19 protein-coding genes are annotated in these 21,467 nt (G+C 56.3%); 9 read left to right on the forward strand and 10 right to left on the reverse strand.

From position 1 onward, the window contains the following. Positions 1 to 222 precede the first annotated feature (222 nt). The gene (locus C2E16_RS18960) at positions 223 to 888 is read right to left on the reverse strand and encodes a glutathione S-transferase (RefSeq protein ID WP_084970139.1); all 666 of its coding nucleotides are present in this window, start codon (positions 886 to 888) and stop codon (positions 223 to 225) included. Between the two features lie 41 nt (positions 889 to 929). Then, entirely contained in the window at positions 930 to 1,397 is a 468-nt protein-coding gene (gene soxR / locus C2E16_RS18965) for a redox-sensitive transcriptional activator SoxR (protein WP_038623753.1), read from the reverse strand. A gap of 90 nt (positions 1,398 to 1,487) precedes the next feature. On the opposite strand from soxR, the gene soxS reads away from it, so the two are divergent. After that, entirely contained in the window at positions 1,488 to 1,916 is a 429-nt protein-coding gene (gene soxS / locus C2E16_RS18970; RefSeq protein ID WP_038623751.1) for a superoxide response transcriptional regulator SoxS, read from the forward strand. On the opposite strand, the gene C2E16_RS18975 is transcribed toward soxS, so the two are convergent. After that, positions 1,913 to 3,223, reverse strand: coding sequence for a diguanylate cyclase domain-containing protein (locus tag C2E16_RS18975; RefSeq protein ID WP_084970140.1), 1,311 nt, complete (start codon positions 3,221 to 3,223; stop codon positions 1,913 to 1,915). The genes soxS and C2E16_RS18975 overlap by 4 nt on opposite strands. A 542-nt stretch (positions 3,224 to 3,765) precedes the next feature. On the opposite strand from C2E16_RS18975, the gene C2E16_RS18980 reads away from it, so the two are divergent. After that, complete coding sequence (locus C2E16_RS18980; RefSeq protein ID WP_038623749.1) at positions 3,766 to 4,053, forward strand: YjcB family protein; 288 nt, start codon at positions 3,766 to 3,768, stop codon at positions 4,051 to 4,053. Positions 4,054 to 4,130: 77 nt separating this feature from the next. On the opposite strand, the gene C2E16_RS18985 is transcribed toward C2E16_RS18980, so the two are convergent. Together C2E16_RS18985 and C2E16_RS18990 are read right to left on the reverse strand one after the other, a co-directional pair. Continuing rightward, positions 4,131 to 5,090 carry an ATP-grasp fold amidoligase family protein gene (locus C2E16_RS18985; RefSeq protein ID WP_084970141.1) on the reverse strand — a complete coding sequence of 320 codons (960 nt, stop codon included), beginning with the start codon at positions 5,088 to 5,090 and terminating at the stop codon, positions 4,131 to 4,133. Between the two features lie 7 nt (positions 5,091 to 5,097). Continuing rightward, entirely contained in the window at positions 5,098 to 6,354 is a 1,257-nt protein-coding gene (locus tag C2E16_RS18990; protein ID WP_084970142.1) for an oligosaccharide flippase family protein, read from the reverse strand. A gap of 528 nt (positions 6,355 to 6,882) precedes the next feature. Here C2E16_RS18990 and C2E16_RS18995 point away from each other — a divergent pair. Then, positions 6,883 to 7,281 carry a transposase gene (locus C2E16_RS18995; protein ID WP_084970143.1) on the forward strand — a complete coding sequence of 133 codons (399 nt, stop codon included), beginning with the start codon at positions 6,883 to 6,885 and terminating at the stop codon, positions 7,279 to 7,281. A 1,189-nt stretch (positions 7,282 to 8,470) separates the two neighbouring features. Here the strand turns inward: C2E16_RS18995 and C2E16_RS19000 are convergent. The 3 genes from C2E16_RS19000 to C2E16_RS19010 form a co-directional block, all read right to left on the reverse strand. After that, positions 8,471 to 10,033, reverse strand: coding sequence for a methyl-accepting chemotaxis protein (locus tag C2E16_RS19000; RefSeq protein ID WP_038623743.1), 1,563 nt, complete (start codon positions 10,031 to 10,033; stop codon positions 8,471 to 8,473). A 143-nt stretch (positions 10,034 to 10,176) separates the two neighbouring features. Next, on the reverse strand, positions 10,177 to 10,482 hold the full coding sequence (locus C2E16_RS19005; RefSeq protein ID WP_084970144.1) for a helix-turn-helix domain-containing protein: 306 nt from the start codon (positions 10,480 to 10,482) through the stop codon (positions 10,177 to 10,179). A 15-nt stretch (positions 10,483 to 10,497) separates the two neighbouring features. Beyond that, entirely contained in the window at positions 10,498 to 10,713 is a 216-nt protein-coding gene (locus tag C2E16_RS19010; protein WP_052133836.1) for a hypothetical protein, read from the reverse strand. A gap of 10 nt (positions 10,714 to 10,723) precedes the next feature. Here C2E16_RS19010 and C2E16_RS19015 point away from each other — a divergent pair, with 10 nt between their 5' ends. The 6 genes from C2E16_RS19015 (at position 10,724) to C2E16_RS19040 (ending at position 18,175) form a co-directional block, all read left to right on the forward strand. After that, a complete protein-coding gene (locus C2E16_RS19015; RefSeq protein ID WP_084970145.1) occupies positions 10,724 to 11,572 on the forward strand; it encodes an MFS transporter in 849 nt (282 codons plus the stop codon). A gap of 83 nt (positions 11,573 to 11,655) precedes the next feature. Continuing rightward, positions 11,656 to 12,567 (forward strand): aminoimidazole riboside kinase, encoded by a 912-nt coding sequence (locus C2E16_RS19020; RefSeq protein WP_084970146.1) that lies wholly within the window; start codon positions 11,656 to 11,658, stop codon positions 12,565 to 12,567. 134 nt (positions 12,568 to 12,701) lie between these two features. After that, complete coding sequence (locus C2E16_RS19025; protein WP_104951607.1) at positions 12,702 to 14,327, forward strand: carbohydrate porin; 1,626 nt, start codon at positions 12,702 to 12,704, stop codon at positions 14,325 to 14,327. A 32-nt stretch (positions 14,328 to 14,359) separates the two neighbouring features. Further along, on the forward strand, positions 14,360 to 15,733 hold the full coding sequence (locus C2E16_RS19030) for a sucrose-specific PTS transporter subunit IIBC (protein ID WP_084971304.1): 1,374 nt from the start codon (positions 14,360 to 14,362) through the stop codon (positions 15,731 to 15,733). Continuing rightward, on the forward strand, positions 15,730 to 17,136 hold the full coding sequence (locus C2E16_RS19035) for a sucrose-6-phosphate hydrolase (protein ID WP_038623735.1): 1,407 nt from the start codon (positions 15,730 to 15,732) through the stop codon (positions 17,134 to 17,136). The genes C2E16_RS19030 and C2E16_RS19035 overlap by 4 nt, the downstream gene beginning before the upstream one ends. A gap of 31 nt (positions 17,137 to 17,167) precedes the next feature. Then, complete coding sequence (locus C2E16_RS19040) at positions 17,168 to 18,175, forward strand: LacI family DNA-binding transcriptional regulator (protein ID WP_038623733.1); 1,008 nt, start codon at positions 17,168 to 17,170, stop codon at positions 18,173 to 18,175. Positions 18,176 to 18,293: 118 nt separating this feature from the next. Here C2E16_RS19040 and C2E16_RS19045 read toward each other — a convergent pair whose 3' ends face one another. Beyond that, positions 18,294 to 19,766, reverse strand: coding sequence for a pyridoxal phosphate-dependent decarboxylase family protein (locus tag C2E16_RS19045; RefSeq protein WP_104951608.1), 1,473 nt, complete (start codon positions 19,764 to 19,766; stop codon positions 18,294 to 18,296). A 6-nt stretch (positions 19,767 to 19,772) separates the two neighbouring features. After that, positions 19,773 to 21,164 carry a diaminobutyrate--2-oxoglutarate transaminase gene (locus tag C2E16_RS19050; protein WP_084971306.1) on the reverse strand — a complete coding sequence of 464 codons (1,392 nt, stop codon included), beginning with the start codon at positions 21,162 to 21,164 and terminating at the stop codon, positions 19,773 to 19,775. Positions 21,165 to 21,467 lie beyond the last annotated feature (303 nt).

Genomic DNA, 21,467 nt, shown 5'->3' on the forward strand with positions numbered 1-21,467 from the left:
CGCCGCGCGAAAAGGGGCCGAAAAGCGACCTGTAAAAAGGCAAACGATTATCCTGCCTTTTCCGGCATATTTTCAACTGCTGTTTGTAGTCAATTCAGCACAATTAACAAGCAGCGCGCCGGAAGGCGTGAGGTAAGACAGGAAGGTTCAAAGAAAAAAAAGGGATAACTGTCGGACGGCTAAGATTTTTTTACTCCTTGCCGTCCATGAGCCTGAGGCGGCTTAGTCCGGCAAATTCAGTTCGCCACCCTGCTGAATCGCCCGCTGCCAGGCGGGACGGCGGCTGATTTTATCCAGCCAGGCCTGTGTAGCGGGCATGCCATCCAGCCCGCCGCGCGCCGCCAGCCCCTGAATGGGGAAGCTCATCTGAATATCGGCCAGCGTCAGATGCTGTCCAGCGAACCACGGCAGCCGGGTCAGATGCTGTTCGATAAATTGACGGTGCGTGGTCAGCTGTTTATCGAGAAAGCCTTTACGGACGCCGTTGCCGAACGCCGCGCCGATCGGGCGTAGCAGCCACGGCACCGGCGGCTTGCCCATGCGGCTGAAGATCAAGCGCATCACCACCAGCGGCATCAGCGATCCTTCCGCATAGTGTAACCAGTAGCGGCATTCAAGCGCTTCTTCCTCATCCAGCGGCGTCAGCAGCCGGTTGCGATCGTAACGCCCGACCAGATATTCCAGAATCGCGCCTGATTCCGCTACGACGCGGTCGCCATCGGTGATTACCGGCGCTTTGCCCAGCGGATGCACTTTTTTCAATTCCGGTGGGGCGAGCATCGACGCCTGACGCTGATAGCGCTTGATTTCATACGGCAGCTCCAGCTCTTCCAGCAGCCAGAGAATACGCTGCGAACGGGAGTTATTCAGATGATGAACCACGATCATGGCAGGCTCCAGAAGTCATGCGTCAGCCTCCAGTATAGCGGCTACTCCTCTTCGCGCTGCGGATCGAGCAGGATGGCGCCGGTGCCCTCTTCAGCCAGTCGATCGTTGGGGTTGCGCAGCGGACAATCGCGCATCGATAAGCAGCCGCAGCCGATGCAGCCGTCCAGGTCGTCACGCAGGTGCGTCAGAGTTTCGATGCGCTTGTTCAACTCGGCGCGCCACTGCTCGGTCAACGCCTCCCAGGCTTTCGCCGAAATGCGCTTATCGACCGGCATATGCGCCAGGCTTTCGCTGACCGTCGCCAGCGGAATGCCGATGCGCTGAGCGATTTTAATGATCGCCACGCGGCGCAGCACGTCGCGGCTGTATCGCCGCTGGTTGCCACCGTTGCGCGTGCTGGCGATCAGCCCTTTCGACTCATAAAAATGCAGCGCCGACACCGCTACCCCGCTGCGCTTCGCCACTTCTCCTGGCGTCAGCACCGGTTTTGGATAATTGCTTTTTTTCATTTTTACGCTTTACCTCAAGTTAACTTGAGGAATTATACTTGCCCACCATCAAACCCGCAAAGCGCAAAATCTAATCAGAAGGACGTCGTCATGATGCATAAAGATATTATTCATTCTCTGACTGACTGGATTGATCGGAACTTAGATAAAAATCTTTCCATTGATGAAGTCGCAGCCAAAGCTGGCTACTCCAAGTGGCATCTGCAGCGGATGTTTCGCGCCGTCACCAGGCAGACGCTGGGCAGCTATATCCGTGAACGTCGGCTGACGCTGGCCGCGGAAGCGCTGACCCTGACGCAGCGTCCGGTATTTGATATCGCCATGCAGTACGGCTTTGATTCGCAACAGACTTTTTCCCGCGTTTTCCGCCGCCAGTTTTCGCAGACGCCGACCGCCTATCGTCACAGCATGCGTCGCCAGAACGCGCTGCGTCAGCGTCCGGCCGCCTTTCCGCGCGGCGATGCGATGAGCAGCTTCGCCCAACGCACCACCGGCGTCTGCTGCCCGGTCAGCGGTTAAAACACGGCGTCCGGCCCGGCCTGAAGGATTTCAGACTGCGGCTGGCTCTGCCAGAGCGGCGACAGGTACCAGCCGCCGCCCAACGCTTTTATGTGGTACATGGCGGCATCCGCCTGCGCCAGCAGCCCTTCCGCCGAGCGTGACGATTTGCCCAGCGCCGCGCCGATGCTCAGCGACCAGACGATCGGGTTGCCGTCGGGCAGGATCAGCGGCGCTTCCATCGCGTTCATAATATGCTGCACTACGCGCGCGACCTGCGACGGCTCGCTGATATCGCGCAGCAGGATGGCGAACTCATCGCCGCCGAGCCGCGCCACCATATCTGTCTTCCGCACCTGCCCGCGCAGCCGCTGCGCGGTGGCGGTAATAATGGCGTCACCGGCGGCATGGCCCCAGGTATCATTGATCTGCTTAAAACGGTCGCCGTCGATAAACAGCAGCGCCAGCTTGTGACGCTGGTCGTCATCGGCAAAGGCGCGGCCCAGCGTCCGTTCAAAGGCGATGCGGTTAGGCAGTCCGGTCAGGCCGTCATGACTCGCCTGATGCACCAGGCTGTCATGTTCCTGCTTCATATTTTTCTGCCATTCATCCAGCTCCTCCAGCAATATATTGAAATCATGGCTCAGCGCATGCAGCTCGGCGATCTCTGCTTCCGGCACCCGGCGCGCGAAGGCGCGACGTTCGCGCACGTCGCGCGTGACCGAAGTGATGCTTTGCAGCGCCTGCAGAATGCCGGCGTGCATACGGCGGGAGAGCAGCGAAGCGAGCGTAGCGGTGGTCATCAGGCTCGCCGCAAGCCAGGCGAACGTCTTATAGAGATACTGAATGACCTCGTAGGCGTTGCCGACCAGCCAGATACGCCCCACCTCCTCGCCTGACTGCATCACCGGCGTGCTGACCGGCTGAGGAAACAGCCAGCGCGCAATCAGCCGTTCGATGGTGTTTTGATGCTGATGCGGAGAAGCGTGCCAGCCAGCCAGCAGCTGCCCCTGGCGATCGTAAACGCGCGCCCAGGCAAAGCTGCCGCGCTTGCCGATTTCCGCCAGCGCCTCGCGCACGATCTCACCGTCGCCCTTCACGACCGACGACTGCACCGTAAAGCTGAGGGTGGAGGCGAGCAGTTCCAGATTGTTTTCCGCATAGTTGCGCAATGCGATCAGCGAGAGCGTAGAGAGCGAAATACCGGAGATGGTCATCGAGACGACGATGATGATCAGATGAATACGCTGCAACGATTTACGCAGCGTAGGACGCGGAAGCGGCTTCATGCTGGCAACATCGTTCCGATCTGCGCTGCGGTTAGACATTGCTTACCCCGCATGCGAAACCGCTCAACGAAGCATCGTTCGGCAACGGACGACACCCCAGATATACGTCAGAGGCAAAAAGCACCCTTGTCATAATTTCATCCTGAATAAGATTGGCACAAACAGGGCGTGGCAGAGATGGCAAAAAGCACGCCGAATCTGGTAACGCTGAGTGGTTAAACCTGTACGAGAGAGCCTATCCGGCCCATCACGCAGGTACAACGACCCAGACTGTCAGATTCATCCCAAAGCCCTGCGGCTGTTATGGGTTTGCTGAAAAAACATCTTATTAGCCGTACCGCTACGCCAGGTCCGCAAGCGAAATCAGAGTCGTCCTGGCGCGCGGATACGTGCGATCCCAACGTATCAAACCGTTACCGTTCGGTGTAAATTTTGTTCAACTTTTAAAAGCCAGTGATATAATGTGATTCAGGTCACACTTTGTGTGTTGTACATCGACGACCGGTAAAGACTCCCTGGCATCTTTATCGCGTTCTTCACTTCAGGCGTCAGGGTAGATAAAGAAACAGAGGTTGCATGTTATGGCTACGCTTACCGCCAGCCTTGTTGTAATGCGTTGGGAATTACTGAGCGCCGTATTGATGTTTTTCGCCAGCACGTTTAAAACCAAATGCCGTCAGACGAGCCATCCGGTTATGGCCTTTCTGTTTAGCGGCATTGGCGTGGGCGTGACCTGTTGGTTTGTCGCCGGTCTGCTGGGCATGACGTTCAGTATGGAAAATATGAATAATTTCCTGAACATCATGAAAGAGGCCTTTATTAATATCATGAGTCAGACGCCGCCTGAATGGCCGATGCCGATGCCCTGATAACCTGCACGATAAAAAAAGCGAGCTGCCCGGCTCGCTTTTTTATTCGTCCTCTATTCGCCCACGCGCCCGGACGCTTATACTTTTTTCAGCATCGCTGGCAGCGTAACATCGGTGACGTCCGCCACCCCGACTGGCGCCTGCGGCGTAACAATGCGATCCTGCAACCACATTTCGCCCATCATTTTATTCAGGCCGCGATCGAGTCCGGTGACCAGCCCGGCGCCAGGCGTAAAGGTTAATTCGCCGAACCAGATCTGCTCTTCATGGATATACCAGTCAACGCGCACATAATCGAAATCTTTCGCCAGCGTCTTACTCAGGGCTAATGCGTGCTCCAGCTTCGGCATCATCGGGTTAATATCCAACCCGGTATCACGAATTTTGTACCAGGCTTCCTGAAGATTATTAACGTAGAAATTCATCGACAGCGCCGGATTGCTGCGGTTATAGATCACCTGCAACACATATTCAAAATTGCCGTCTTTTTTATTGAACATGTGAAATTTATAATCGATCGGCGCGCTTTTCCCGTCGCCTATATACTGCTCCACCAAAATACGTGGCTTGATATAGCGATAGTGAATCTCACGGGCTTCTTCAGAAAAGTCTTTGCGCAGCCATTCATGGCAGCGATTCACAATCAGCTGCTTTTGCAGGCTGTCCGGCTCTTCCAGCAGAATTTCCACCATGTTGGAGCCGTGGTTCGGCTTAACGACCGTGTTCTTCAGGCTCGGCAGACTCAGCAACGTCGTGGGGTCGCTGGTCTCATGCACCAGCGGAATCAGGTACTCTTCGCCAATCACATCAGCGATATAGTCGCGTACCGTAAATTTATCGGAAAGCTTGCTGTAGCGTACGTAGTCGCCGTTGACGAACTTGCGGTACAGCACCTTTTCGTTGAACAGCTTGGGTTCACGAATATTGGGTAGTCTTTTAAACTTACGAAAATAGTGAATGCGATCCTGGTATGCCCACGGCATTTTTTTTACAAAATAAAGAACGCTTCTTCTTAATTCATCTTTAAACTTAGACATCTTAACCTCATTTGTAAGTTTTGTAGTTGAGTGAGGAAACGTGGATCTTGCGAATGACGCCATTTTTGAAGAAGTAGTTCATTACGGTCAGGGACAGGATCTCTGTGATTAAAACACTCCACGCCGCGCCTTTTAGCCCCAGGCTGGTAATGCATACCCAGCTCAGCGGAACGCTAATTAGCATCAGGCAAAGAATTTTCTTCAACAGATAATTAAAACCTCCTTCTTTGACCATATAACGATACGCGACCGTCCCCATTGACGAAAAGCAGGTTGCTAACGACAATAATGTAATGATACTTCCAGACTGTGTGTAATCTTGCCCATAAAGGGTAATAATGATCTTCTCACCGTACAGGGACACGATAAGCAGCATCAAGAGTGAAACAACCATGACATAGCCATTTAAACGGGCAGTCAGTTTTAAAGCTCTTTCCGACTGCTCCCTGAATATTTCAGTAAAACTTGAGGTAATGATCGCCGCTGGAATAAATATCCATGAAGCCGATATCATATTCGCCGCAGTGAACAGCCCTACATCCTTTGCCGTCCCCACACTGACAAGGAAGAATTGCGCCAGTTTTATCTGAATCGAAATAAATATGCTCGAAATTGCCAATGGCAGTCCGGCATAAATTAAATAACGCAGATAATTGCCGCTTTTTCCGCGTGGCGGCGCTTCATCGCTAAAACGCTGATAAAACGTGCGCCTTTTGATCATATAAGGCACCAGCGTGAGTGCGACGATGGACAGCGTCAACCAGAGCGGATTCAGTTTCAGCCAGGCGACACTGAAACTGATCGCGAAGCTCAACAACATGCCTGCCGTGTTGGCGAGGGTATTCAACCGGGACGCCAGCCGAGCGTTGTTAAAGACGCTAAACGTATCCTGCGTGACAAACAGCGCCGACAGGAACGAAGCCATCGCAAAGGCGAGATAGTTCTCGCGCATGTGATAGTACATCCACACCAGCAAAGGCAAAGAGATCAGCAACAGCAGAGACAGGCGCAGCTTTTTGGCGATGGTCATCAGACGCACCCCTTTCTGCGCGCTTTTGCTGATGCGCTTGAACAGAATCGTCTCAGTGCCAAAGATGGCGATAGTTTGCACCACGGAAAAGAGTGATGCTGAAAAAGACATCTGGCCAAATACCGTGGGTCCAAATGATTTCGCCACATAAGACGTGACAAAAATGACGCCAAATATGGAGACAAATTTTTCGGATATCATCCAGGCGGCATTGGACATTACACTGTATTTCATCGACGCATCCTTTGTATTTCCACTACTCACATATGAAAACGACATCCATGTTTAAAACGTACAATTACGCACAGTGTACTCTGGGCTAAAGCATTAAAAAACACGTCTGCCTGACGGATATTTTAATAACAATGACTTGCCATTTCATGAGATTAATCTCAGAGACTGCCTGATAAAAACTGGTCTTTTCAATTCCCTGTAAACGATTTCATAAAAATTATTTTAAATGACAACCCTGGCACAACTTTGCCGTTCCGCAAGCCATAAAATCGCGCCGTGGTTGTCGAAATCGTTTCATCTGTTCGGAAGAGAATTTATAACAAAACTTAGTTTTGAGGAAGGTATGGGGAGGAGGCAAAGTTAAAATAAGAGAAATCCCATGATGATATTTCTACAGGATAACTTAACTTATTGCTTGCCATTCAAATCGCGCACTTTAATACGCTGCTCTAATATTCCAGGGGATTAGATCCATTTATTATTGCAGCCGTTCTCATCCATTAATTGATTAGAAAGGTAACAGCATTTATGAGAAAGTCACGATACACCGAAGAGCAAATCACCAATGCGATTAAAGCTTCCGAGTGTGGCGTTAAGGTCAAGGATATCTGTGAAGATTTGGGTATTTCAGAAGCGACCTTCTATAGCTGGAAGAAAAAATACGCAGGGCTCTCCTCAGAGGAGGGGAGGAAAATCAAGGAGTTAGAGGAGAAAGTACAGGCCCTTAACCGCGAATTGCAGATGCTCAGTTCTGACAAAGCCATGCTGCAAAGCGTCGTAAAAAACTTCTTTACTACCAATGATAAGCGTCAGGCGGTTAATTATTTGCAGGATACGTTTGAGATTGGCACGCGTCGCAGCTGTCGCTTGCTTGATATCAGCCGCAGCGTTTATCACTATCCATCCAGCCAGTGTGATAATCGCTGATTAACAGTTTATTGAAAATGACAGGATGACACTCTTAAGCAAAGACATGTGAAATTAATAAAAAAGTTAAGAAATAGCCTTTCGTACCATTTTTTCCTGAACTGTTTCAGTCCGGGCGTAATTGTTTTGCAGGCTTTCTTTTAACACAGTTACATTAAAACCCTTTATTTCAGGCATTTCCCGGCTTACTTTTCTTTACGTATTCAGGAAAAGGGGCCGGGAAGTACTTTATCTCTACTAATGCCCTTCCCTTTTTACCCCCTTTCTTGTTAAATTCTGCTTATGATTTTATGATGGACATCACAGTTTGCTGTCGCATTTTGCCGCGCTTACAGGGCGGAGAATCCTGCTTAAAAATAGGGTTATTATGCCATGCCGCCCAAATATTAGTTAAGACATCGTAATATATGTACGGCAAATCGTCTTATTCATGCGTTCAGAGCACATTTACTTTCACAATATTTAATGTTTTATCGGCTAATTCACGCGCTAGCGCTTCGTTTGTTTTGACAAACTCAAGTAATGAATGGAGCACAAACTGTCAATGATTGAGATCTACGTCACATTAGCAATACAGTAGCATTCCTGGAGTTTGACCCCTTATGGCTGAAACCTTTTAGCGAAAAATCCGATAGCGCTGTAACAGGCACTTATGGCATGACAATCATAGAGTTAGTGCGTTATAGCGCCGTCAACGCCTTCTGTAACACTTCAGGTTAATCCTAATAACAGGGCCATTTTATATCCGCCCAGTTATTAGCTTCGGTTCAGCATATTTTTTATTTCTGTACCGCGCATTTTCACCATAAAAATGACTATTGAATAAAAATCCAACCATAAATAGCGAAAAGGCGATGAGGGTTTTCTTAAAATCGTTCTTTAACAAGGGGTAAGACGTCGATTTCCCCCTGAGATTTATGGAAAAAAATCGCTCTTTCATCTACTCGTTCGGTTTTTCGAAAACCATGTTTACTGCATCAGCGATAACGGTTATTTACAGGCCGCGCTACGCTTCAGCTTTTGCCGGTTAGCGGGATACGATTAAGCGCGCCGCCTGCCGCTTGCGCTAAGCGTGTGAGCGGCGCGCATCCGTTACGGTTAAGTTTAGCTGTAAACGCTTTCACTTTTACCCGGCTGCTGCGGAAAGAAAGAGGCGGCCTTTTACGACCGCCTGAATGAACAGAGACGCTTAGTGAGCCGATGCTGAGTGAACCGGCAGCTGGAATGCCGATACGGTGTTTTTCAGGTAGTTGACCTGCTCCTCCAGCGAAGAGGCCGCTGAAGCGGATTCCTGCACCAGCGCCGCATTCTGCTGCGTCACGCCATCCATTTCCGTTACCGCTTGTTCGATTTGCAGGATGCCGCGGCTTTGCTCGTCAGACGCGGTGGAAACCTCCTGCATCAGCGCATTGACGCGGGAAACGGTGTTGATGATGTTAGCAATCGCCTCACCGGTTTTGGTGACCTGCTGCGAACCCTGGCTGATGCTGCTTACCGAATCTTTAATCAGCCCCTCAATTTCACGCGCGGCGGCGGCGCTGCGCTGCGCAAGATTACGTACCTCGCCGGCGACCACAGCGAAGCCGCGCCCTTCTTCTCCGGCGCGCGCCGCTTCGACCGCTGCGTTCAGGGCCAGAATATTGGTCTGGAATGCGATGCTGTTGATCACGGAGGTGATCTCTTCAATCTTACGCGAGCTCTCGGTGATGCCGCTCATGGTGGTGATCACCTCTTTCGATACGTCGTCGCCGGTCTGCGCCGCTTGTACCGCTTCCTGGGTTAAGCGCGTGGCCTGATAGACATTATCGGTGTTCTGTTTCACCGTTGCGCTCAACTCCTCCATGCTGGCGGCGGTCTGCGTCAGCGCCGACGCCTGCTGCTCGGTGCGGGAAGAGAGATCGATATTACCCGCAGCGATCTCCTGTGATGCGTTAGCGACGCTATGACAGGAGTCGCGTACCTGGCTGATGATTTGAATCAGAGACAGGCGCATCTGCTCGATAGAACGCAGCACATCAGAAATTTCACTGCGCGAGGCGGCGCTCACCGGCACGGTATGCTGGAGCTGCCCCTCAGCGATTTTGCTGCACTGCTCTTTTGCCGCCAACAGGGAGTCGAGCAGGTATTTTTTCAGCAGGAAGTAGATCAGGCCGATAATAAAGAGAAAAAGCACGGCAAAAATGACCAGCATAAGCACCGAGAAGTTGAAATTCTGCTGAGCGGTGACGTTCAGCTGCTTTGCATAGGTCTCATGCAGCGCCAGCACCTTATCCAGCGCGATTTCATACTGACGGTCCAGCTTCGCCACTACCGCGAGCTGATTGGTGAATCCCGCCTGATCGCCATTGCGCACGGCGGCCATCAGCGGCTCGATCCCCTGCTGCTTATAAGCCATCCAGGCCTGCTGGTACGCTTGCAGCAGCGCATCCTCGTTCTCCAGACGCGGCGCTTTTACATAGGCGTCAAAGGCGTCATCCATTTTTTGCACCAGCGTATCCACGCCAGCCAGCCGGGCGTTGGCATTTTCCATATCGCCTTTTTCCAGCTGTTTCATATATTCCATCAGATGCACGCGCAGGTTGCGGCTGTGGTTGATCGGATCGATGATCGACAGCACCACGCGGATCTCTTTATTCACACTATCAAGGGAGTTGTTACTGCGGACGAACAGCCAGGCGTTAGTGACGGAACTCACCATGAAAATGCCTAAGAGCGTAATCAGAATTAACAATGAACTGCGTTTTATGGTCATTAGAAATGTCTCAATACAGAATCGTACCTTATATATCGGCATTTCCAGGACGGGCTTAAGCGCATTTTCGCTGCAAAAATGGCGATTTAGAGTCATCTTATTGCAGGCGATTGATTAGGCTGCTAAAAAAATAAAAGCTTTCCTTATGCTCCGGCTTCTTTTTTCCCGCTTTCGCTCTGCGCCGCCATACGAGCCCATTCGCGCTGCCGCCATTCGCTGGGCGTCTGTTGATAAACTTTGCGGAACAGGCGGGCAAACTGCATCTGATCGCTATAGCCCACCGAGCAGGCCACCACCTTTACCGGCAATTTCTTATCCTGCAGCAGCGAAACCGCCTGCGACATGCGCAGCAGCAGCAAATAGTGATTGGGGCCATAGCCGAACTGCTGATGAAACAGACGGCTGAGATAGCTGCGGTCGATGCGACAGTAACGCGCCACGTCAGCGATATCGAAACGCTTCTGCTAGTTGCGCTCCATCCAGGCGATGGCCTTATCAAGGTGGCGGTTTTCGCTGGCTGCCGGGCGGCAGCCCGCCGCCGCATGGCTGACCATCGCATCCAGCAGCAGCAGCGTCTGCCCGGCGATGCGCAGCGCCTGATGCGTTTCCAGCGCGATAATTGCACCGAGCGTTTGCGCCACTTCCATTTCCTCCGGCCGCTGCGCGCGATAGCGCGGCACTGGGCTACTAATCTATATCTGGGCGACCTACCTGCTGTGGGGTTTCACCTACACCATTATGGATGTGCCTTTCTGGTCGCTGGTACCCTGTATTACCCTCGACAAACAGGAACGCGAAGCGCTGATGCCCTGGCCGCGCTTTTTCGCCAGCAGCGCTGGCTATCTGACCGGCGTGCTGAGCCTGCCGCTGGTTCACTGGCTGGGCGCAGGCAACGAGGGCGAAGGTTTTATGCGTTTTACCTTTATCCTGGTGTTCTTTTTTATCCTCTCTACGCTGGTCATCCTGCGCAACGTGAAAGAGCGTTACTCATCTTCGCACAGTACGCAGCAGGTCGCGCACCGCCTGCGTGACGTGCTGACGCTGATTTACCGCAATAAGCCGCTGTTTGCCCTGCTGATTATGGCGCTGTCGTGGAACCTGGCCCACAACATCATTACTTCGTTCGCCATTTATTACTTTAAGTATGTGGTGGGCCGCGCCGATCTTTTTCCGTGGTATATGATGTTTGCCGGCGTCGCCAACCTGCTGGCGATCGTGCTGTTTCCCAGGCTGGCGCGCCGCTTTTCACGCCGCAAGCTCTGGGGCGCCGCCTCGCTGCTGCCGGTGCTGAGCTGCTTTTTACTGCTGAGCGTCGCGCTGTTCGCGCCGCCGACAGGCCGCCTGCGCAGCGCGGCCTGTCGGATCCTTCTCTCCCTCGCGGCACAGCATAACCGCTTATTGTCGGCCTGCGCGGCGCGACCTGACGGCGCCTCTCTCCCCGGAGCCTTGCCGCCCGATCGTGCCTTACTCCGGTGCGGGGCCGCCGTGTCTCGCATTAATATTCCGTTTTGCCGCCTGCCTCACAGCGTGCGCGATTAACCTTCGCTGACGCTATCGCCGTTGTCGAAAAATGTGCAATGATAGCTAAATCGGTTTAGCTTCATTAGCAAAAGGATAAACGCATGACAAAACGTGTCTGGGTATTGGGTGATGCCGTGGTGGATCTGTTGCCGGAGGGCGAACAGCGCCTGGCTATCTGTCCAGGCGGTGCGCCTGCCAATGTTGCGGTCGGCATCGCTCGCCTCGGCGGTAACAGCGCCTTTATCGGCTGCGTCGGCCAGGATCCCTTCGGCCAGCTGCTGCAAAGCACGCTGGAGCAGGAAGGGGTCGATACGCGCTGTCTGCGTCAGCTGCCGGACCAGCGCACCTCTACGGTGCTGGTCGGGCTGGATGACGAAGGCGAACGCACCTTTACCTTTATGGTGCGCCCCAGCGCCGATCTCTTCCTCAGTGAAAGCGATCTGCCGGCCTTCGCCGCCGGCGAAGGCTTACATCTCTGTTCTATTGCACTCAGCGCCGAGCCTTCGCGCAGCGCCGCGTTTAGCGCCATGCGCCGCATACGCCAGGCGGGCGGCTGGGTCAGCTTTGACCCTAATCTGCGCGAAGATCTCTGGCGCGACGCGCAGGCGATGCGCAGCAACGTGGCGGAGGCGCTGCGTCTGGCGGATATCATCAAGCTGTCGCTGGAGGAACTGCACTACCTTACCGACAGCAGCGATCTGCACCAGGGCATCGCACGCTTTACCACCACCTATCAGCCTGCGCTGCTGCTCATTACCCAGGGGAAAGCAGGCGTAACGCTGTGGCGCAACGGCGAGACGCAGCATTTTCCCGCCCCGCAGGTGAAGGTGGTCGATACCACCGGCGCCGGCGACGCCTTTGTCGCCGGGCTGCTGGCGGCGCTGATCGCTGACCCGACGCCGCTGGCACCAGACGATATGGCGCGAGCGATCGCGAACGCGCAACGCTGCGGCGCGCTGGCAACCACTGCCCGCGGCGCGATGACCGCGCTGCCCCGCCTGGAACAGGCATAAAAAGAGAAAATTGCTGGCCCGGTCACATTTACTAAACCGGGTTAGCAAGATCTGTTGATCATCCGATCCGCTTTTCAATATTCTCCTGCCGAACCGGTTTAGCAAAACCGCTAATTCTCTGGAGAAAACACCCATTGATTAAGCTCAACCCTTTGGCCGCTGCCGTCGCTTTTGGCTTATGCAGCGCCCCTGCCGCCTTTGCCGATACCAGTGTCGATCAGCTTGCCGCCCGTCTGGCGGCGATGGAGGCGCGCCTGCAGGCCGCCGAACAGCGCGCCGCGGAGGCGGAAACCCGTGCCCGCCGGGCTGAGCAGCGCGTCGCGGCGATCGCCAGCCGGCACGATCCGGCGCGTGATAATACGCAACAACCGGCGCTGGCGCAGAACGGCGCGCCGGCGGCACAGTCCGTCACCCATAACAGCGCGGTGCTGGCCCCGCAGGGCAAGGCACAGGGAGCGATGACCGTCGCCGCCGTGCCGGGCACCCCGGCCAACCCGCCCGCCGCCGATACGCCGGCAGTGGCCGAAGGGTTTGAATTTCACGGCTATGCGCGTTCCGGGCTGATTATGAATGACGCCGCCACCAGCACCCAAAGCGGCCCCTACCTGACGCCGGCGGGTGAAACCGGCGGAGCGGTTGGCCGCCTCGGCAATGAGAACAACACCTATGTCGAACTGAACCTCGAACATAAAACCCGCCTGGCAAACGGCGCCACCACCCGCTTCAAGGTGATGCTGGCGGACGGCCAGGAGAGCTATAACGACTGGACCGCCGACACCAGCAGCCTGAACCTACGTCAGGCGTTCGTCGAGCTGGGCAGCCTGCCCGCCTTTGATGGCGTGTTTAAAAACAGCACCCTGTGGGCCGGCAAGCGTTTCGATCGCGACAACTTCGATATCCACTGGCTCGACTCCGACGTAGTGTTCCTCGCCGGCACTGGCGGCGGCATCTACGACGTGCGCTGGAAAGACCAGCTGCGCAGCAACTTCTCGGTTTACGGGCGTAACTTCGGCGATATCGAGACGGTGGATAACACCATCGAAAACTATATCGTCACCGCCAATAACTTCGTCGGCCCGTTCCAGTTTATGCTCAGCGGCCTGCGCGCCAAAGATAACGAAGAGCGCGTCAATCGCGCGGCACGCAGCGATAACGCGGGCGATACCGGCTACCACGCGATGGCGGCCTGGCACAGCGACAGCTTCTACGGGCTACGCGCAGGTCAGGCGAAAAGCGCGCTGCTCTACGGCCACGGCCTGGGTGCGGAGGTAAAAGGCATCGGTTCGGACGGCAACCTGACCCGACAGGCGGAAACCTGGCGTCTGGCCAGCTACGGCACCACGCCGCTGAGCCGGACGTGGAGCTTCGCCCCGGCGCTGCTGGCGCAGCAGAGCCGCGATCGCTACGTCAACGGCGACGACTATCGCTGGCTGACCTTCAACGCGCGCTTTATTCAGGAGATTAATCAAAACTTCGCGCTCGCCTGGGAGGGGAGCTATCAATACATGGATCTCGATCCGCAGGGCTTTAAAAACCGCCAGAACGTCAGCGGCAGTTTCTACAAGCTGACGCTGGCACCGACCTTCAAAGTCGGCGATATCGGCGATTTCTTTACCCGGCCGGAGATCCGCTTCTTCGCCAGCTGGATGGACTGGGACAGCGCGCTGGATCGCTACGCCAGCGACGACGCCTTCGGCAGCAGCGGTTTTAGTGCCGGCGGCGAATGGAACTTCGGCGTACAGATGGAAACCTGGTTCTGATCTGTCATAACAATCACCTGAAAGGGGACAGTATGAATGTTGAAAACGTAGCGCAGCAGCTTTTACCGCTGTTGGGCGGCAGGGAAAATATCGCATCGGCCGCGCACTGCGCCACACGCCTGCGTCTGGTGCTGGTGGATGATGGCAAAGCGCAAAAAGAGGCGATCGACAAGCTGGACGGCGTGAAAGGCTGCTTCCGCAACGCCGGTCAGATGCAGATCATCTTCGGCACCGGGGTGGTGAATAAGGTCTATGCCGCCTTTGTGCAGGCGGCGGGCATCAGCGAAGCGAGCAAAGGCGAAGCGGCGCAGGCGGCGGCGCAAAAGCTTAATCCGGTGCAGCGCGTCGCCCGCCTGCTCTCCAATATCTTTGTGCCGATCATCCCGGCGATTGTCGCCTCCGGGGTACTGATGGGCCTGTTGGGGATGATGAAAACCTACGGCTGGGTCAATGCCGATAGCGCGCTGTTCTTGATGCTGGATATGTTCAGCTCGGCGGCATTCATTATCCTGCCGATCCTGATCGGCTTTACCGCCGCGCGCGAGTTTGGCGGCAACCCCTATCTGGGCGCCACACTCGGCGGCATCCTGACCCACCCGGCGTTGACCAACGCCTGGGGCGTGGCCGGCGGCTTTAAGACGATGGATTTCTTCGGGCTGGACGTGGCGATGATTGGCTATCAGGGCACGGTATTTCCGGTGCTGCTGGCGGTCTGGTTTATGAGCCTGCTGGAGAAGCGCTTGCGCCGCATCGTGCCGGACGCGCTGGATATTATTCTCACCCCTTTCCTGACGGTGATTATCTCCGGCTTTGTCGCCATGCTGGTTATCGGGCCGGCGGGACGCGCGCTCGGCGACGGCATCTCACTGGTTCTCAGCACGCTGATCGCCCATGCCGGCTGGCTGGCGGGGCTGCTATTCGGCGGGCTTTATTCGGTGATCGTCATCACCGGTATCCACCACAGCTTTCACGCCATTGAGGCGGGCCTGCTGGGCAACCCCGCCATCGGCGTCAATTTCCTGCTGCCGATCTGGTCGATGGCCAACGTGGCGCAGGCGGGTGCCTGCCTGGCTGTGTGGTTTAAAACCCGCGACGTGAAGACGCGCAGCATCGTGCTGCCCTCCGCCTTTTCCGGCATGCTCGGCATTACCGAAGCGGCGATTTTCGGCGTTAACCTGCGCTATATGAAGCCGTTTATCGCCGGGATTATCGGCGGCGCGGCGGCGGGCGCCTGGGTGGTGGTGAGCCACGTCAATATGACCGCAGTCGGCCTGACGGCGCTGCCAGGTATGGCGATCGTGCAGGCCAGTTCGCTGCTGAACTATATTATCGGCATGGCGATCGCCTTCGGCATTGGTTTCCTGCTGTCGCTGACGCTGAAATATAAAGTGGGGCCGGAAGTATGAAAGAGATACAGCTGCTGAAGCAGACGGCGCTGGCGCTGATGCAGGGCCAGACGCGCGCCGCCCAGGATCCGCACCGCCCCGGCTGGCATCTGGCGCCGCCGGTCGGCCTGCTCAACGATCCGAACGGGTTTATTCAATTCGCCGGCCGCTATCACCTGTTTTATCAGTGGAATCCGCTGGCCTGCGCGCACGGCGCAAAGTTCTGGGGCCACTGGAGTTCCGCCGATCTGCTGAGCTGGCGACATGAGCCTGTTGCGCTGACGCCGGCGGAAGCTTATGAAAGCCACGGCTGCTACTCCGGCTCGGCGGTGGACGATAACGGCGTGCTGACGCTGATCTATACCGGTAATGTGAAGTTTACCGCGGGCCGCACCGCCTGGCAGTGCCTGGCGACGCTGGATGAAAAGGGCGACTGCCAGAAGCTGGGGCCCGTGCTGGCGCTGCCGGAAGGCTACAGCGGCCACGTGCGCGATCCTAAAGTGTGGCGTCACGACGGCGCCTGGTACATGGTGCTGGGTGCGCAGGATCTGGCGGGCAGAGGCAAGGTGCTGCTGCTGCGCGGCGAGACGCTGCAGCAGTGGCAGCTGCTGGGCGAGATCGCCGGCAGCGGGCTTAACGGCCTCGGCGATTTCGGCTATATGTGGGAGTGTCCCGACCTGTTCCGGCTGGGCGAACGCGACGTGCTGATCGTCTGCCCGCAAGGGCTGCCGGCGCAGGAGAAACGCTGGCTCAATACCTTCCAGAGCGGCTATTTTATCGGCGCGCTGGATTACCCGCAGGCGCGCTATACGCACGGCGACTTCCAGGAGCTGGATCTCGGCTTTGAGTTTTACGCACCGCAGACCACCCTCAGCGATGACGGGCGGCGGCTGATGTTCGGCTGGATGGGCATCCCCGACGGCGATGAGTTTTATCAGCCGACGCTCGCGCATGGCTGGATCCACCAGATGACCTGCCCGCGCGAGCTGACGCTGCAGCAGGATCGTCTGTTGCAGCGCCCGGCGCGCGAGTTGCAGCAGCTGCGCGGCGCGCAGAGGCGGTTGCAGGGCGCAGCGCAACAGCTGGAAACGCTGGATATCGCCAGCGCGGAGCTGCTGATCGCGCCGGAGGGAGCGCTGACGGCGCACTTCGGCGATGCACTGCGGCTGGACTATCGCCAGGGGGAGCTGCGCCTTTCGCGCCGCAACCTGCGCAGCGGCCAGCAGGAGGATCGCTACTGGCTCGGCGCGCTGCGGCAGCTGCATATTTTCTGCGATCGCTCCAGCATCGAGATCTTTATCAATGATGGCGAGGCGGTGATGTCGGCGCGCTATTTCCCCGCCGACGCGCCGCGCCTGCGGCTGGAGGGGGAGGCAAAGGTAACGCTGGATTACTGGCGGCTGGAGCCTGGCGTGATAGTATAACCGCCATCGATTCAGCCTGATGTAGCCAACAGTGAATAAACCCAAACGCGTCACGATCAAAGATATCGCCCAGCTGGCGGGCGTATCGAAGTCTACCGCCAGCCTGGTTCTCAGCGGACGAGGAAAAGAGCTGCGTGTCTCGGAAGCCACGCGCGAGCGGGTAATGGATATCGCCCGCCAGGCGCACTATCAGCCCAGTATCCACGCGCGCGCGCTCAACTCTTCGCGCAGCCACACCGTCGGGCTGGTGGTGCCGGAGATGACCAACCAGGGCTTCGCCACCTTTTCCCATGCGCTGGAAACCCTGTGCCGCGACGCCGGTCTTCAGCTGCTTATCGCCTGTACCGACGAGAACGCCAGTCAGGAGACGCTGGCGGTCAACAACCTGATCCAGCGTCAGGTGGACGGGCTGATTGTCGCCTCCAGCATGTTGAACGACGCGGAGTATCAGAAAATTAATCAGCAGATTCCGGTAGTGCTGTTCGACCGTCATCTGGGCGAATCGACGCTGCCGCTGGTGATCACCGACGCGATTGAACCTACCGCCCAGTTGGTGGAACGCGTGGCGCGCGAAGGCGTCGAGGAGTTCTACTTTTTCGGCGGGCAGCCGCGCATCTCACCGACGCGCGATCGGCTTGAGGGCTTTCGCCAGGGGCTGGATCGCGCCGGTATGGCGCTAAAGCCGGAGTGGATAATTCACGGCCACTATCACGCCAGCTCCGGCTATGAGATGTTCGCCGAACTCTGTATGCGTCTTGGGCGCGTGCCGAAAGCGCTGTTCTGCGCCGCCTGCGGCCTGCAGGAAGGGGTGCTGCGTTATCTCAGCCAGCACAGGCTGCTGGAGCAGCCGATTCGGCTCTGCAGTTTTGACGATCACTATCTGTACGATGCGCTGTCGGTGAAGATCGATACCGTGGTGCAGGATGAGCGGATGCTGGCGTGGAACTGCTTCGAGATTATTTCGGGGCTGATTGAAGGAGAAACGCTGGAAAATCAGCAGCGGCAGCTGCCTGCCCTGCTGAAGTGGCGCAGCGCCTGAGGGTTTACGCGATCGTTACTCGCGGCGTGTGATGCGGCGCAGCCCTCCTCCCTGACGGCTACGTTTGCGCCCTCCCTGGCGCGTTATGCGACTCTTCAGCGTCGCGCTGTGCGACGCATCAGGCGTTGAGCCACTGTTGCGCAGTGGTCTCCACCAGCGCCAGCAGCACTTTGATATCCTCAAAGCCGGCCGCCGGATTAAGCAGCGTCAGCTTCAGGCAGGTCACGCCGTTAAACTCCGTGACGCCGACGTTGGCGCGGCCTGACGCCAGCAGCGCGTCGCCGATGCGCTGATTCAGCAGCGCCACGGCAGGCTCGCCGCCGGGCAGCGACGCCTGCGGACGATAGCGGAACAGCACGCTCGCCAGCTGCGGCTGCATTACCAGCTCCAGCGCATCCTGCTCGTCAACGTAACGCGCCACCTGCTGCGCCAGCGTCACTCCGTGATCGATAATCGCGGCATACTGCTTCTGTCCTAACGCCTCCAGCCCCATCCACAGCTTCAGCGCATCGAAACGGCGCGTGGTCTGCAAGGATTTAGAAACCAGGTTCGGCACGCCCTGCGCTTCGTCAAACTCGGAGTTGAGATAGGCCGCCTGATAGCGCATCAGCTCATAATGGCGCGCCTCTTTCAACAGGAAGGCGCCACAGCTGATGGTCTGGAAGAACTGCTTATGGAAGTCCAGCGTAATGGAATCCATTAGCTCAATGCCGTCCAGATAGTTGCGGTAATGCTCGGAGAGCAACAGCGCCCCGCCCCAGGCCGCGTCCACATGCACCCAAATTTGCTGTTCCGCCGCCAGCGCGGCGATGGCGCGCAGCGGATCGATGGCGCCTGCGTCAGTGGTGCCAGCGGTGGCGACAATCGCCATCACCTGCTCGCCGTTGGCTTTCGCCTGCGCCAGCTTCGTTGCCAGATCGTCGACATCCATACGCGCGCGCTCATCGGTTTTCACCAGCGTGACGCACTGATAGCCGAGCCCCAGCAACGCCATATTCTTCTGCACCGAGAAATGGGCGTTTTCAGAACAGAAAACCTTTAGCTTGCGCAGATCGCCTGCCAGGCCATCCTGCTGAACAGAGTGACCGGCGCGCGCGAAGAAGGCGTCACGCGCCAGCATCAGCCCCATCAGGTTGCTCTGGGTGCCGCCGCTGGTAAAGACGCCCGCGTCGCCAGCCTGATAGCCGACCTGGGCGCGCAGCCATTCGATCAGCTTCATTTCAATAATGGTGGCCGACGGGCTTTGGTCCCAGGAGTCCATGCTCTGGTTGGTGGCGTTGATCAGTACCTCCGCCGCCTGGCTCACCACCAGGCTTGGGCAGTGCAGATGCGCCACGCACTGTGGATGATGCACCGCCAGGCTATCCTGCAGGAAGTACTCAACCGCCCGCTCGATGGCGGCCTGATTGCCTAACCCCTGCGGATTAAAGTCGAGCTGAATGCGATCGCGCAGCTCATCGACGGTTTTCCCGCGATACATTTCAGGCTGCTGCAACCACTGCACCACCGCCTGGCTGCTCTGGGCTATCGCCTGCTGGTAGGCTTCGATGCTCTGCGCCGAAGCCGCCAGGATAGGATTTTCACTGGTCATCGCTTTTTACTCCACCGCGACAGGCTTAACGCCTGCGGCTAACAGGGCGCTTTCGAATTTCTCCAGGAAGATCGCCAGCTCATCGTTGGTGATCAGCAGAGAAGGCAGCAGACGCAACACGCTGCCGTGACGTCCGCCGCGTTCGAGGATCAGCCCGGACTCAAAGCACTTCTTCTGCAACAGAGCGGAAAGCTCGCCGTCGGCCGGGTAGCAGCCCATGTGATCCTGCGCGGCGTCCGGCTTAACGATCTCAATGCCGATCATCATGCCCAGGCCACGCACATGGCCAATCACCGGATAGCGTTTTTGCAGCTCGACCAGCTTGCCTTTCAGCCACTCGCCCTGCTCCGCCACTTTGCCCGCGACGTTGTTCTCTTTCAGGATTTTCAGCGTGGTCAGGCCGGTCGCCATCGCCAGCTGGTTGCCGCGGAAGGTGCCAGTGTGGTGGCCCGGCGCCCAGGCGTCGAACTGTTTTTTAATACCGAGCACCGCCAGCGGCAAACCGCCGCCTACCGCTTTAGACATCACGATAATGTCCGGCTCAATACCCGCGTGTTCAAAGGCGAAGAATTTGCCGGTGCGCGCGAAGCCCGCCTGCACTTCGTCGAGGATCAGCAGAATGCCGTGCTCCTGCGTCACTTTGCGAATGCGTTGCAGCCACTCGGCTGGCGCCGGGTTAACGCCGCCTTCGCCCTGCACGGCTTCCAGGATCACCGCCGCCGGTTTGCGCACGCCGCTTTCCACATCGTTGATCAGGTTTTCAAAGTAGTAGCTCAGCGCTTTAACGCCCGCCTCGCCGCCGATGCCCAGCGGGCAACGGTAGAGATGGGGATAAGGCATAAACTGCACTTCAGGCATCATGCCGTCGACCGCTTCTTTCGGCGACAGGTTGCCGGTTACCGCCAGCGCGCCGTGCGTCATGCCGTGGTAGCCGCCCGAGAAGCTGATGACGCCGGAACGACCGGTCACTTTTTTCGCCAGCTTCAGCGCCGCTTCAACCGCGTCCGCACCGGACGGGCCGGTAAATTGCAGGCAGTATTCTTTGCCTTCGCCCGGCAGCAGAGAGAGCAGATATTCCGAAAAGGCGTCTTTTAACGGCGTCGTGAGATCAAGAGTATGTAACGGCAAGCCGCTGGTAATGACATTTTGGATGCTTTGCAGGATGTCAGGATGGTTATGTCCCAGCGCCAGCGTTCCAGCGCCCGCCAGGCAGTCAAGATATTGATTATTCTCAACGTCAATGATCCAGGCGCCTTGAGCTTTCGCAATGGCTAAAGGCAATTTGCGCGGATAGCTTCTGACGTTCGATTCGAACGCATCCTGTCTTTCTAAATAATCTTTATTATTTTTGTTCAATGAATTAGCACCTAAAGTATCAATACGGACTTTATCCGTCATCATATCTCTCCTACAACCAGGGCGATAAGTAGCGCAATGGTTGAAAAAATAAATTTAAGGGTTAACGCCTTGTTTAAGGCCGGCATAATATAGGTTTTTTCCGTCTGCGGCTCAATTGATTATTTTGTGTATATTTATTTATTAATTTACCATGATAAATCAAAAGGTTATTTAGCCCTTACGCTTGCCAGCTTTATACGTAACGGCCAAATATGTAACGAATAAATACCTAAAGACGAATGACGGAACGGCGTAAAAAAACGCCTGTTAAACCCCTAATCAAAAATTTCCCTTAAATAAACA

Source organism: Mixta calida, assembly GCF_002953215.1.
In the GTDB taxonomy this organism is placed as follows: Bacteria; Pseudomonadota; Gammaproteobacteria; order Enterobacterales; family Enterobacteriaceae; genus Mixta; species Mixta calida.